Source organism: Streptomyces sp. NPDC058307 (genome assembly GCF_042880295.1).
In the GTDB taxonomy this organism is placed as follows: Bacteria; Actinomycetota; Actinomycetes; order Streptomycetales; family Streptomycetaceae; genus Streptomyces.
This window is the reverse complement of sequence record NZ_JBHVYZ010000025.1, coordinates 60,146-73,379: the sequence shown is the minus strand read 5'-3', so window position 1 is coordinate 73,379 and position 13,234 is coordinate 60,146. Positions and strand designations below refer to the sequence as shown.

Sequence of the window (13,234 nt, the reverse complement as noted above, 5' to 3'; positions counted from 1 at the left end):
CTCACCCGATCTAGGGTCTTGGCATGGCACGACCACGGCGAATCATCCTTGTCCGGCACGGGGAGTCAACGGGCAATGTTGATGACGCCGTGTATGAACGCGAGCCCGACCACGCACTGGCCCTGACCGAACGGGGCTGGCGGCAGGCGGAGGAGACCGGAAAACGGCTGCGAGAGGTACTTGGCCGCGAACAGGTCAGCGTGTACGTCTCCCCGTACCGTCGTACGCACGAGACCCTGCGTGCCTTCCATCTGGACTCCGAGCTCATACGGGTGCGCGAGGAACCCCGGCTCCGGGAGCAGGACTGGGGAAACTGGCAGGACCGCGACGACGTACGTCTCCAGAAGGCGTACCGCGACGCCTACGGGCACTTCTTCTACCGGTTCGCCCAGGGCGAGTCCGGGGCCGACGTGTACGACCGCGTCGGCGGCTTCCTGGAGAGCCTGTTCCGCAGCTTCGAGGCGCCCGACCATCCGCCGAACGTTCTGATCGTGACGCACGGCCTGGCCATGCGGCTGTTCTGCATGCGCTGGTTCCACTGGACGGTCGCCGAATTCGAGTCGCTGTCGAATCCGGGGAACGCGGAGATGCGGATGCTCGTTCTCGGGGACGACGGCAAGTACGCCCTCGACCGGCCCTTCGGGCGCTGGCGGGAGCCGCAGCCGTACGGGATCACCGATTAGAGTGGCAGACCGATGACCGCTGACTCCTCACCCGAAGGGCGCCTGCACCGCGCCCTGGCCAGCCTGCGTGGCCTGGCCGTGGGAGACGCGCTGGGCTCGCAGTTCTTCGTACCGGTGAACTACCCCCTGCTGAAGAACCGCGAGCTGCCGCCCGGCCACTGGCAGTGGACGGACGACACCGAGATGGCCTGCTCGGTCGTGGCCGTCCTGGCCGCCCACCACCGCATCGACCAGGACGCGCTGGCTCACTCCTTCGCCGAACACCACGACTTCGACCGGGGCTACGGCCCCGCCGTCAACCGGCTGCTGCGGCTGGTCCGCGAAGGCGGTGACTGGCGCGAACTCGCCGCGGCCCTCTTCAATGGCCAGGGTTCCTGGGGCAACGGGGCGGCGATGCGCATCGCGCCCCTCGGGGCCTTCTATGCGGACGATCCGGAGCAGGCGACGCACCAGGCGGAGATCTCGGCGTACCCCACGCATCAGCACCGTGAGGCCGTCGTCGGCGCCATGGCCGTTGCCGCGGCCGCAGCGCTGGCCGCAGCTCCCGGCGGTCCGCCCAGCCCTGGTGCGCTGCTGGACGGTGTCATCGCGCTCGTCCCGAAGAGTGCCGTCGGCGCCGGGCTGCGGCGGGCCCGCGACATGCTCGACTACGGTGACGCCTCCACCGTGGCGGCCGTGCTGGGCTGCGGGCGCCGTACGACGGCCCATGACACCGTGCCGTTCGCGATCTGGTCCGCCGCTCGGTCCTTGGGTGACTACGAAGAGGCGTTCTGGACGACCGCGCAGGTCGGCGGAGATGTGGACACGACCTGCGCCATCGTGGGCGGTGTGATCGCCGGGGGCAAGGCCGGAACGCCGCCCGCCGAGTGGGTGCACCGGACCGAGGCGTTTCCCGAGTGGTTGCAGGTGTCGGAGTAGGAGCTCTTGCCGGGTCGGCACAACACCGCCGAAACTCTCTGTGCATGCCGGGAACTCTGCGTAACCGATTGCTCGTTGTTCTGGCAGTTGCCGTGCGGCGGATGGGCCGGTGCACGCGGAACGCATGGGAGAGGGGCGGGTGTGGTCATGGGGTGGTTGCCGCTGCTCGCCCTGCTGTGCGCGGTTCTTCTGGTGCGGATGGCTGGACCGCCGTCCTCGCCGTCGATCCCCCGGACCCGGTCCGGCCATCCGCGGCTGGTCGAGAGCCCGGTTCCGTCAGCCGAGCCCAGGACCCGCCGTGCCGGCGAGTGCCTTCAGGTCGCTCTTGCGGACCTTGCCGATCCGAACACCGTCGTCAGTATGGACAGACCGAGCGAACCGCCCACTTGCTGCGTGGCGGTGAGCAGCCCGGAGGCCGCGCCGGCCTCGTGCTGGGCGACCCCGGAGACCGCGGTGATCGTCAGCGTCACGAAGGTGAGGCCCATGCCGAAGCCGAAGATCAGCATGGGGCCGAGAACTCCACCGGCGTAGGAGCTGTCGGAACTGATGAGGGCCTGCCAGACAAGCCCGGTCAACGCGAGCGCCGAACCCGTGAGCATGAACGGCTTGGGGCCGAGCACCGGCAGGAACCGCTGCGACAGGCCCGCGCCCAGCGCGATGACGACGGGCAGGAAGGCGAGACCGGCCTCGATCGGGCTGTAGTCCAGGACGTTGTGGACGAACAGCACGATGTAGAAGAACATGCCGAACATCGCGGCAGCGAGACTCAGCATGATCACGTACGTGCCCGAGCGGTTGCGGTCAGCGAACATCCGCAGGGGGGTGATCGGCTCCTTGGCGCGCGACTCGATGAACGTGAAGGCGAGCAGGAGCACCACGGCGATGCCGAAGGACCCGATGGTCAGGTTGTCCCGCCAGCCCTCGTCGGCGGCGCGGATGAAGCCGTAGACCAGCAGGGCCATGCCACCCGTGGAGGTCAGGGCGCCCGCGACATCGAAGCGGCCGCTGTGCTTCTCGGACTCGCTGATGTACAGCGGGGTGAGTGCGGCGATCAGCACGCCGATCGGCACGTTGACGAAGAGCACCCATCGCCAGTCGAGCCACTCGGTGAGCATGCCTCCCGCCAGCAGGCCTACGGCACCACCGCCCGCGGAGACGGCTGCGAAGACGCCGAAGGCCCGGTTCCGCTCGGGTCCTTCTGGGAACGTGGTGGTGATCAGCGCCAGCGAGGTCGGCGACGCGATGGCGCCGCCCACGCCCTGCAGGACCCGGGCGGCCAGCAGTTGCCAGGGCTCCTGGGCGAGACCGCCGAGCAGGGAGGCGAAGGTGAACAGCGGGATGCCGGTCATGAAGACCCTGCGGCGCCCGAGGATGTCACCTGCGCGGCCGCCCAGAAGGAGCAGGCCGCCGAAGGTGAGCGTGTAGGCGCTGACGACCCATGTGAGGTCGGTGGTGCTGAACTCGAGAGCGTCTTGAATGTGCGGCAGCGCGATGTTCACAATCGTCGCGTCGAGTACCACCATGAGTTGGCAGGCGGCGATGACGGCGAGCGCGATGCCGGGTCGCCCCTCCCGACGGGCCGCACCTGGTTTCTGTTCCTTGATCAATTGAGAGGTAGTCACTATGGGTCCCCCACAAGCGCTTTAGTGAACGGCCGCGTTCACTGTTGCGTCAATGGCAGTGAGTCCCCAGTAGTGAACGCAAGCGTTCACTTAGGTTTGTTGGCGCGCGGCGTGTCCCCCTATGTCGCCGCGTGGCAGTGCGTCCCTTCCCCGGAATCCTCGCTTCCCTGTTCGCTGGAGACACTCAGATGGTTACCTCGCGCTGGACGGCCGTCCCCGCTCAGACGGCCTCCCTGCGTCGGCGCGGCGTCGTGCTGGAGCGTGCGATCCTCGACGCCGCGCTGGAGCAGCTCAGCACGGTCGGCTGGAACGGCCTCACGATGGAAGGCGTCGCCGCCGGAGCCCAGACCGGCAAGGCCGCGGTCTATCGCCGCTGGCCGTCCAAGGAGGACCTCGTCGCGGACGCCCTTCGGGCCGGACTGCCGCGTTTCGAGGAGACCCCCGACCTCGGCGGTGTACGCGAGGACCTGCTCGAACTGTGCCGCCAGGCGCGCGAGGCGATGTTCTCCCGCCCCGGCTTCGCCGTGCGCGCGGTCATTCACGAATGCGACCAGACCCAGGCGGAACGCTTCCATGCCGTGATCTTCAACGGGGTCGTGGAGCCGAGCGTCAGACTCCTTCGCGAGATCATCATCCGGGGGGTGGAGCGGGGCGAGGTGCGTCCTGACGCGGCCAACGACTTTGTCTTCGACGCCATTCCGGCCATGATGATGTATCGCTCCAAGATGCGCGGAAGCGAATGGAGTGACGAGGATGTCGAAGAGATGATCGACCAGTTCATGCTGCCGCTGCTGCGGTCGGACGGATCGTGAGTGCTCTTCGTGGACGTCTCGGCGCTGCCCGGGGAACCGGGGTGTCGCAGGGTGATCCGGTCGGCGTAGGCTAAGGGCGCCATGCCGTACGAACCACCTACTCACACCGTCGAGCGCTCCCTCCGCGCCACGACCGGAGCGAAGATCATTGCCGGTGTCGACGAGGTGGGGCGAGGTGCCTGGGCCGGCCCCGTCACCGTCTGCGCGGCCGTCACCGGGCTGCGCCGACCGCCCCAAGGCCTCACGGACTCCAAGTTGCTCAGCGTCAAACGCCGTACCGAACTCGCAGAGGTTCTGCGAACGTGGGTGACGTCGTATGCGCTGGGGCATGCGAGTCACGAAGAGATCGACGACCTCGGAATGACGGCCGCCCTGCGGATCGCCGCCGTGCGTGCCCTGGAGGCACTCCCGGTCCGACCGGACGCGGTGATCCTCGACGGGAAGCACGACTATCTCGGAACGCCCTGGAAGGTCCGGACCGTGATCAAGGGCGACCAATCCTGTGTGGCGGTCGCTGCGGCCTCGGTGATCGCAAAGGTTCAGCGCGACAAAATGATGGCCGAACTGGGTACCGACCATGCAGACTTCGGTTTCGCGGCCAACGCCGGGTATCCCTCGCCCGTGCACAAGGCCGCGCTGGAGGTTCGGGGCCCCACCCCGTACCACCGGTTGTCGTGGGCGTATCTTGATGCGCTGCCTCAGTGGCGGCACCTCAAGAAGGCCCGCACCTGGGCGGACGGAAGTGTTCCGGAGATCGAGGGCCAGCTCGGCTTCGATTTCTGACGATTCCGCTCGCACTCATGTGCCACCCGCTGACGCGAGCCGCGCCAACGTTTGATAAATATCAGCCCATGCCTCTCATTCCCGAGGAGCCTCAGATTCACGAGAGTGCCCAGGGTCCCCGCGCCACCCCGGCCAGTGGCCGTACCGCGCCGACCCCCCGTCCCGTACCCGGTCCACGTCCTGTGGCTCCGCCGCGCCCCGGTCGCCCCGGCCCGCTGAGGCCCGCGCCGCCGGTCCAGCGGACGCCGCACGACGTGGCCGTGGCCAAGCCCGCAGTGCCGGGCCCCGTCGCCCCTGCCACCTCCGCCCCGACTCCGGTCAAGGCGTCGGTTTCGGCTTCGGCGAACCCGCAGATCCAGCTCATCCCGGCCTCGGCCGCTGGTGCACTGGACGCTGCCGAAGAAGCCGTAGACCTTCTGCTGGAGTCGGGCCGCGCCCCCGGTGAAGTGTTGGTGATCACCACCGGCGAACAGCATCCGTGGGCCACCCATGAGCTGTCCTTCGGCGAAGCCGCCTACTGGGCCCAGCACGACGCCGGTGACGACGTGTTCTACGCGGACGCCACCGGGGTCTCGCGGGCCGCGTCCCGTCCGGTGGTCGTGGTCGCCGTCAACGGCGGCTCCGCGGCGGCTGTCGCCGAGGCCCTGCCTCTGGCCCACACCCGGGCCGGTGCCCTGCTGATCGTCTGCGGCGACCCGCAGCAGATCAACTCGGTACTGGGCGTCGGCGTCTGAGCTGGCCTCGGTAGGTCCGGAAGGACACCGGGGGGTGAGGAAAGGTGCCGCTTGCGCGGCACCTGCACGGCGAATCCTTCGGCGTGCCCGCGTCTGAGTTGACGGCTGGCTCGGACTTTCCTCATGACGATTTCAGCGCGGGTGCGCCGGTTGCCACGACGTCAAGGGCCGTACGTCACGGACGTACGGCCGAAGAACGGTGATCGGGGCGGACTCGGCTTCAGCGAGCCGCCGCGCGGCGCAGGACCTCAGAGGCGGCGCCGCCGGTGCGCGGAAGCAGAGGCGGGGACTCGGACGTGGCGAAGGGCTCCGGCTCGGAGTCCGCGTTCGGCCGGCGTCCACCGCGTCCCTCGCCGAGCACCTGCCATCCGTCGCGCGTCAGCGTGATGTACGCCCCGCAGCGCAGCCCGTGCAGGGTGCAGGCGTCACGCAGACCCCACATCCACGCGCCGTCCTCCTCCGTCCAACGCGCGTCACCCTCACGGCAGTAGAGCAGCACGGCAGTGCGCACGGGGGTACGGCGCCGCAGGTCGTGCGGGATCACCCGGCGCAGCTGGGCCAGGAGCGTGTTCCGGAACATCCAGCCGTCGGCCGGTGCCGGACGACGCGTGAACGAGGCGCTCGCTCGCAGCCGTTCGTCCGGATCGAGCACCGCCACGATCGCGGTCGCCGGTTTGGGACGGTGCCGCGAGTGCAGCCCACTGACGAACTCGCGCGGGTTGCGCAGCAGCGGGATGCCGGCCTCGGCCCACTCGGCGGGTTCGAGCAGACGGGCCAGAGGGTTGGCGGATGCGGCGGACAGGTCGGTTGACGACGTGGACGCCGCGGAGGACGGAGCGAATCCGAAGGTCACGGTCCTCCCTTCGGCTACGCGCCCATACGGCGGGCGGGGTCGGATTCGGGGGAGCACACCGCAGAGGAGCCCTACCGGTCAACGGGCGAGGCCGTGCGGGGAGCGGACCTCAATTCTTCCTGGCGAACTTGGTTGCGGCAACGAGCAATTGGGCCCACCGACCCGAATCAGACCGTTCGTGGCTTATATCCCTACCCAGTGTTTTGGCGGGCGACGCCTGGGGCCTCCGCGTCCGGCGCCTCTGAGTCCGCATCGGTGCACGCGCGTGGAGCGCTGTCGCCTGCGGTGCCGGCTCAGCCACGCACGGCGAGCACCAGAGGCAACACCCCCTGGGCACCCGACCGCGACAGCAGTCGGGCGGCGACTGCCACGGTCCAGCCGGTCTCGGTCATGTCGTCGATGAGCAGTACGGGACCCGCGGCTGCCTGCAGCGCCTCCCGCAAGGGCTCAGGCACGACGAGCGCCCCATGCAGGGCCCGCAGACGCTGGGCGCTGTTGGAGCGGGGCAGGGAGAGGTCGTCGGAGTGGTCCGTGTACACGAGGGACCCCAAGAACGGGAGGCGGCCGACGGCGGAGATCCGACTACCCAGCGAGTGCACCAACTGGGGCCGGCTGCGCGAGGGAACGGTGACCACCCCGACTGGGCGGGCCGGTGCGTCCGGGGCGCCGGAGGCCCAGCCGTCCGGCGACTTGGCCCAGTCGGCCAACACGGTCACGACGGCGTTCGCCACGTCGTCGGGGACGGGAGAGTCCGGAGTCTGGGGTGCGAGCAGCGGCCGGAGACGGTTGCCCCAGCCGATGTCCGACAGGCGCCCGAGAGCCCGGCCCGGCAAAGCCTGTTCGCCGGGCGGAATGCGGCCCTTCAGGTCGACGCCGATGGCGGGGAGGCCCGTGGGCCACATCCGGCGGGGCTCCACCACGACACCGGCGCGGGAGAGCGAGCCGCCCGCCGTGTCCAGGGCGGCAGGTGAGATGTCGGCGGTGAAACGGGGTCCGGCGCAGTTGTCGCAGCGGCCGCAGGGAGCCGCTTGCTCGTCGTCCAACTGCCGCCTCAGGAACTCCATACGGCAGCCCGAGGTGGTGGCGTAGTCGCGCATGGCCTGTTGTTCGGTGGCGCGCTGCTTGGCAACCCAGGCGTAGCGCTCGGTGTCGTACGACCAGGGCTTCCCGGTGGCGATCCAGCCGCCCTTGACCCGGTGGACCGCGCCGTCCACGTCCAGCACCTTGAGCATGATCTCCAAGCGGGTGCGGTTGAGCTCCACCAGCGGTTCGAGTGCGGGCAGAGACAGAGGCCGCTCCGCCGCGGCGAGGGTGTCCAGCGTGCGTCGTACGGCTTCTTCGGGGGGGAACGCGACGGAGGCGAAGTAGGACCAGATCGCCTCGTCCTCGCGACCGGGCAGGAGCAGCACCTCGGCGTGCTCGACGCCTCGTCCGGCGCGGCCGACCTGCTGGTAGTAGGCAATGGGGGAGGAGGGCGAGCCCACATGGACGACGAAGCCGAGGTCGGGCTTGTCGAACCCCATGCCGAGCGCGGAGGTGGCCACCAGCGCCTTGACCTTGTTCGCGAGGAGGGCTTCCTCGGCCTGCTGGCGTTCGGCGTTCTCCGTCTTGCCCGTGTAGGAGGCGACGGTGTGTCCGCACTGTCGCAGGAAGGCGGTGATCTCCTCGGCGGCGGCGACCGTCAGCGTGTAGATGATGCCGGAGCCCGGCAGGTCGTTCAGATGATCGGCGAGCCAGGCCAGCCGGTGGGCGGCATCGGGCAGTTGGAGCACTCCGAGGCTCAGGCTCTCGCGGTCGAGCGGACCGCGCAGGACCAGTGCGTCCGAGCTCATGCCGGTGCCGAGCTGCTCCGCCACGTCAGCGGTGACCCGGGCATTGGCCGTGGCGGTGGTGGCCAGCACCGGCACGCCGGGCGGGAGGTCGGTGAGCATGGTGCGCAGTCGGCGGTAGTCGGGGCGGAAGTCGTGGCCCCAGTCGGAGATGCAGTGCGCCTCGTCGACGACGAGGAGTCCGGTGGCGGCGGACAGCTCGGGCAGGACGTTGTCGCGGAAGTCGGGGTTGTTGAGCCGCTCGGGGCTCACGAGCAGCACGTCCACGGTGCCCGCGGCGACCTCGGCGCGGATGGTTTCCCACTCCTCCGGGTTCGAGGAGTTGATGGTCCGGGCGTGGATGCCGGCTCGGGCAGCGGCATCGACCTGGTTGCGCATGAGCGCGAGCAACGGAGAGACGATCACGGTCGGCCCGGCGCCGCGCTCGCGCAGCAGGGCCGTCGCCACGAAATACACCGCGGACTTGCCCCATCCGGTGCGCTGCACGACCAGGGCCCGGCGCTTGTCGGCGACCAGCGCCTCGATCGCCCGCCACTGGTCCTCGCGCAGCCGCGCCGATCCGGTGCTGTCCCCGACGAGCCGGACGAGGATCCCGTCGGCAGCCTCGCGCAACTCCGTCTTGCTCGTGTGCGTCATGCCCCCATACAACAGGACGCCTCCGACAGCGGGGCATTTCGGCGGTCCGGCTGTGGACGACGGACCCGGGCTTGTCGTGGCCCTGATCGGACTTATCCACAGGCCCACACGGAATATCGAGATCCGCGAGATCGTCTGCGCATGACGAATCACAGCGAAACGACGGGACCCGCCGCAAACGGCAATAACCGGGGGCGGAACGGCGGCGGACGAAACGGGGACGGACGAAACGGCGGCGGACGGCACAGCGAAATGCACAGCGGCGGACGAAACGGTGACGGGCAGGACCGCGACGGCTCGGGGATCGGTGACCAGGTCGGATTCGACGCACATGGCGCCGAACACCAGGTCACCCTGCGCACTCCGGGCGAACTGGCCGACGCCCTGCCCTACCTGCTCGGGTACCGGCCCGAGGACAGCATCGTTCTGGTCGCTCTGCACGACCGGGGTGGCCGCGGCCGATTCGGAGGGCGGGCCCGGCTGGGCATTCCCGCGAACAAGGAAGACTGGCCGGCCGTGGCCCGGCAGCTGGCCCACGGGCTGATCACCGGCAGCGAGCGCAGGGGCGCCCGGCCCGAGCAGATGGTCGCCTACCTCTGCCAGGAACCGGGGGCCGGCGAGACGGGAAGGCAGATCATGGAGCGGCTCTCCCCGCTCGCCGGGTTGCTGCGCACGGAGTGCGGTCGGCTCGATGTTCCCGTGATCGAAGCGTTGTGCATCTCCGACGGCCGCTACTGGTCGTACTGCTGTCCGAGCCAGGAATGCTGTCCCGTGGAGGGACTCCCGATGGGGCTGCCCGGCACATCGGTGCTCGCCGCCGCGGCCACGTACGCCGGACTGCAGGTGCGCGGCACACTGCGCGAGCTGCGGGCCAGGCTGCAGCCTTGGGAGACCGCGGCCGCGCTGGAGCAGGAGGTCGCCCTGGACACCGCCGGTATGGCACTGGTCCCCAAGATGCTCGACCAGGCGGGCCGGGCTGACGTGGCAGAGGAGACGGTGCGCCTGGCCAGGCGCACCATGACACGCTTCGCCGAGGCAGCAGCCGTGGCGGGCCCTCTCCAAGCCGATCTGCGCGACGACGAGCTGCTGGGACACGAAGACGCGGCGCAACTCATCCTCGGTCTGCAGGACCGGACGACCCGGGACCGCGCGGCCGAGTGGATGGAGGCAGAGGAGGCCGGACCGGCTTTGCGTCTGTGGCGCGCGTTGGCCCGCCGATGCGTCGGACCCTACGGCGAGCACGCGGCGGCGCCGCTCACCCTCGCCGGATGGGTCGCCTGGTCCGAGGGCGACGAGATCGAGGCCAGGGAAGCGCTGGCCATGGCCCTGGGTGCAGATCCCAGCTATCTCTTCGCCCGGCTTCTGCACCAGGCATGCAACGAGGGACTCGACCCGGAGTCCATCCGGCGCTGTCTACGCGCGGAACGCGAGGGGCGCGACGCACGCGCGCGCTCGGAGGCCGCCCGGTCCGGCGACGGGGACACGAGCGAGGACAGGATGCGGCCGAACAGGCCTGGTCCGGACGTGGGTCAGGCGGCGTCCCGGTCGGGTTCCGCCGGAATTGCGGAGCCGCCCGGCACCCCCGTGGACGCGCTGCCTGCGTGTCCGTCTGATGCTGAAGGCGTGCTGCCGCCGGGTCCGTCCGGTACCGAAGGTGGGCTGCCGCCGCATCCGTCCGGTGCCGAAGGTGCGCTGTCGCCGTGTCCGTCCGGTGTCGACGAAGCGCTGCCCCTGTGCCCGTCCGATGCTGATCGGACTCTGTCGACGTCGACATCGACGCCTACGGCCTCCCGTCGACGCAAGCGGGTGCGTTCCGGCGCTCGCGCCGATGCTGGTCCCCATCCGACGGAGGCGGAGGGGCGACAGCCCGGTGCCGAGGAATCCCGCCCGCGCTCCCGTTCGGCCCGCGGTACGCGTCCCGGTGCCGTCCGACGCGCCACCGGCAAGGACGACGCACGACGATCCGATGCCACCCGGCCCGGGGGCGGTGCCATCGAGGAGGAGGGATGAGGAGCGACCGCTGGAGGCATGTCGTGCGCGGATGGTCACACCTGTGCCGCCGAGTGGTGGCTCCGGCCCGCCGCCATTCGGTCGGCTTCCCGGCCGGTGGGCGTGACCCCGAACAGGCCCGTCCCGTTCACCTGAGTGGCGGAACCCCCTACCGGACCGCACCGCCGCATCGCCCATGCCCTTCAGGAGCCCCGCACCGGGCACCGAACCCGCCCGAGCCGCGCAGAGCGCAGAGGAAGCGCACCTTGCACCAGCCGACTCCGCCCTCCACCGACGAAGGCCGCCCCGCCCTCGGCGCGCCGACGACGGGGCGGGAGGGAAGCGCCGGTCCGCCGCCGCGGGCCACGGATACCGGCATGCCTGAACCGAGGTTCCCGAGCGGCACCCAGCACACCTCGGTGGTGTCGGAACACCGCTCGAACCCGACTGAGGAACAGGACCGGACGGACACCGCTCCCGCGCTGTCCTGGGACCGCGAGCCCCCTCCGTCGGAGGGACCCGTACGACGCCCGTCGACACCGGTGAGGACGGGCCGGACTGCGACTCCGAGCCGTCCTCACCGCCCACCTTCACCCGTTCCGTCCGGACCGCCGCCACGGAGCCCCTTCTCGGGCCCCCGAGTCCCAGCTGAACTTCCCCCGGCACACTCGGTCATCATCTGTGTGGCGCTTCCCGGCCTGGCCATCTCCTCGGATCAAGGGCAGTTGACCGGTCAGGGACTGGAAGGCTTCTACCGCTCGGGCCGACGCGTGCTCTCCCGGTGCCGGCTCAGTGTCGCCGGACGTGAGCCACTCGCGGTCCAGGCACGGACGACCTCGGCGGATCGCGCACGCTTCGTGGCCACCGCGCGTGTCTCCCCGGGCGGCGGCCCGGATCCCGACGTCGTCGTAGAGCGCACCCGCCATGCGGACGGGACGGAACGCATCATGTTGCACAGCGCCGCCGCCCGCCCACTGCGACTGCCGGTGGAGGTGGCACTCGGTACGGACCTGGCGGACCTGGGCGCGATCGCTTCGGGCCGAGCGGGACCAGAGCTGCCCGCGATCGTCCACGACTCCGGCCTGCGCTGGTCCTGCGCGGCAGGCGGGGCATCGGTCACGACCGACCCACCACCGGCCGACGCGCTCGCGTCAGCAGGCCTGCTGCGCTGGGAGTTCGACCTGCCACCCGGGGGCACGGTCGGCCTGGAGCTGCGCGTGCGGCTGGAGGGCACAGGCCCTGTCCGGACTGTGCGGCGCGCGGCGACAAGCCCCCTGGCTTCCGCCCGCGCGACGGGGGACCACTCCGCGCTCCAGCCGCTCCTACACACGAGCATCGACGATCTGCAGTCCCTGCTGCTGCGCGACCCGGCACACCCCACCGACACCCACCTCGCGGCCGGAGTCCCCTGGCGCTGTGGCCTGGCCCCGGCCGATGGGCTCATCGCGGCCCGTATGGCGCTGCCACTCGGCACCCGACTCGCCGCGGGGACGCTTCGCACCCTCGCACGCACCCAACTCCGCGGGCGGACAGCCCAGTCCGGCATGATTCCCGGGCCGCGCCGGGACGCGGGCGCCCACCTTCCAGCCGGCTGCACGGGCACCGAAGCCACTCTGCTCTTCCCCGCCCTCCTCGCGGAGGCCTTCCGATGGGGGCTCTCGCAACAGGAGACGGAAGAACTGCTCCCGACAGCCGAGCGGTGTCTGAGCTGGCTGCGGACGGCCGTGGGGGAGGGAACATATCTGGGGGACCCACAGCCCGGCGGCCCCGTCCGCTGCGAGACACAAGCACATGCGCACCGCGCGGCCGTCCTGGGTGCCGATCTGCTCGACGCGTTCGACAGACCCGGCGGGGCGGCGCTGCGGCAGTGGGCCGGCGAATTACGCATGGCCTTCCGCGAGGACTTCTGGATCGAGGACCGCAGCGGTGGCCGACCGGCGGCTGCGCGGGTCCCCGACGGACGCCTCCTGCCGCACCTCGGCGCCTCGGCTGTCCATCTTCTGGACACCGGACTGCTGGGCGGGGGCGAACAGGCACCCGGCCTGCTCGACAGGGTGCAGACCGAACAACTCGCCCGGCTGCTCGGAAGCCCGGCCATGGACTCGGGCTGGGGGCTGCGCGGACTGGGCACGAAAGAGGCGGGCTACAACCCGTTCGGCCATCGCACCGGGGCCGTAAGGGTTCACGAGACGGTGACCGCCGTCTCGGGCCTGGCCGCCGCCGGGTACGAGAAGGAAGCCGGCTCGCTCGTGCAGGGTCTGCTGGCCGCCGCTGAAGCCTTCGGACACCGGCTCCCCGAGATGTACGCGGCCGAGCAGCGCACAGACGGGAGCGCTCCCCTTCCTCACCCTGCGGCCTGTCGTCCGGCGGCCACG

10 protein-coding genes are annotated in these 13,234 nt (G+C 70.5%); 7 read left to right on the top strand and 3 right to left on the bottom strand.

Annotated features, from left to right (window positions below; all coding sequences use genetic code 11):
- Window positions 1–23 precede the first annotated feature (23 nt).
- Together ACFVYN_RS19675 and ACFVYN_RS19670 are read left to right on the top strand one after the other, a co-directional pair.
- Entirely contained in the window at window positions 24–683 is a 660-nt protein-coding gene (locus tag ACFVYN_RS19675) for a histidine phosphatase family protein (protein WP_390000043.1), read from the top strand.
- A gap of 12 nt (window positions 684–695) precedes the next feature.
- The gene (locus ACFVYN_RS19670; RefSeq protein WP_390000041.1) at window positions 696–1,601 is read left to right on the top strand and encodes an ADP-ribosylglycohydrolase family protein; all 906 of its coding nucleotides are present in this window, start codon (window positions 696–698) and stop codon (window positions 1,599–1,601) included.
- A gap of 314 nt (window positions 1,602–1,915) precedes the next feature.
- Here ACFVYN_RS19670 and ACFVYN_RS19665 read toward each other — a convergent pair whose 3' ends face one another.
- Window positions 1,916–3,223, bottom strand: a complete 1,308-nt coding sequence (locus tag ACFVYN_RS19665) for an MFS transporter (protein WP_390000038.1) — start codon at window positions 3,221–3,223, stop codon at window positions 1,916–1,918.
- A 188-nt stretch (window positions 3,224–3,411) separates the two neighbouring features.
- Here ACFVYN_RS19665 and ACFVYN_RS19660 point away from each other — a divergent pair, with 188 nt between their 5' ends.
- The 3 genes from ACFVYN_RS19660 to ACFVYN_RS19650 all read left to right on the top strand — a co-directional run bounded on the left by ACFVYN_RS19660 (window position 3,412) and on the right by ACFVYN_RS19650 (window position 5,552).
- Window positions 3,412–4,035: a TetR/AcrR family transcriptional regulator gene (locus tag ACFVYN_RS19660; RefSeq protein ID WP_390000115.1), complete on the top strand. Its 624-nt coding sequence runs from the start codon at window positions 3,412–3,414 to the stop codon at window positions 4,033–4,035.
- Between the two features lie 81 nt (window positions 4,036–4,116).
- Window positions 4,117–4,818, top strand: coding sequence for a ribonuclease HII (locus ACFVYN_RS19655; RefSeq protein WP_390000035.1), 702 nt, complete (start codon window positions 4,117–4,119; stop codon window positions 4,816–4,818).
- 68 nt (window positions 4,819–4,886) lie between these two features.
- Window positions 4,887–5,552, top strand: a complete 666-nt coding sequence (locus tag ACFVYN_RS19650; protein ID WP_390000032.1) for a hypothetical protein — start codon at window positions 4,887–4,889, stop codon at window positions 5,550–5,552.
- A gap of 220 nt (window positions 5,553–5,772) precedes the next feature.
- Here ACFVYN_RS19650 and ACFVYN_RS19645 read toward each other — a convergent pair whose 3' ends face one another.
- Window positions 5,773–6,405: a hypothetical protein gene (locus tag ACFVYN_RS19645; RefSeq protein WP_390000030.1), complete on the bottom strand. Its 633-nt coding sequence runs from the start codon at window positions 6,403–6,405 to the stop codon at window positions 5,773–5,775.
- A 293-nt stretch (window positions 6,406–6,698) separates the two neighbouring features.
- On the bottom strand, window positions 6,699–8,870 hold the full coding sequence (locus tag ACFVYN_RS19640; protein WP_390000027.1) for a RecQ family ATP-dependent DNA helicase: 2,172 nt from the start codon (window positions 8,868–8,870) through the stop codon (window positions 6,699–6,701).
- Between the two features lie 141 nt (window positions 8,871–9,011).
- Between ACFVYN_RS19640 and ACFVYN_RS19635 the strand changes: the two genes are divergently transcribed.
- Together ACFVYN_RS19635 and ACFVYN_RS19630 are read left to right on the top strand one after the other, a co-directional pair.
- Entirely contained in the window at window positions 9,012–10,880 is a 1,869-nt protein-coding gene (locus tag ACFVYN_RS19635) for a DUF4192 family protein (protein WP_390000024.1), read from the top strand.
- A gap of 662 nt (window positions 10,881–11,542) precedes the next feature.
- The coding region (locus ACFVYN_RS19630) for a glycogen debranching N-terminal domain-containing protein (protein ID WP_390000021.1) at window positions 11,543–13,234 on the top strand (1,692 nt) is incomplete at its 3' end.

What these genes read in the sequence shown, in the direction of transcription:
- ACFVYN_RS19660 (WP_390000115.1), top strand. Translation starts at nt 3,412, where the DNA reads ATGGTTACCTCGCGCTGGACGGCCGTCCCCGCTCAGACGGCCTCCCTG.
- ACFVYN_RS19670 (WP_390000041.1), top strand. Translation starts at nt 696, where the DNA reads ATGACCGCTGACTCCTCACCCGAAGGGCGCCTGCACCGCGCCCTGGCC.
- ACFVYN_RS19655 (WP_390000035.1), top strand. Translation starts at nt 4,117, where the DNA reads ATGCCGTACGAACCACCTACTCACACCGTCGAGCGCTCCCTCCGCGCC.
- ACFVYN_RS19675 (WP_390000043.1), top strand. Translation starts at nt 24, where the DNA reads ATGGCACGACCACGGCGAATCATCCTTGTCCGGCACGGGGAGTCAACG.
- ACFVYN_RS19635 (WP_390000024.1), top strand. Translation starts at nt 9,012, where the DNA reads ATGACGAATCACAGCGAAACGACGGGACCCGCCGCAAACGGCAATAAC.
- ACFVYN_RS19650 (WP_390000032.1), top strand. Translation starts at nt 4,887, where the DNA reads ATGCCTCTCATTCCCGAGGAGCCTCAGATTCACGAGAGTGCCCAGGGT.
- ACFVYN_RS19640 (WP_390000027.1), bottom strand. Translation starts at nt 8,870, where the DNA reads ATGACGCACACGAGCAAGACGGAGTTGCGCGAGGCTGCCGACGGGATC.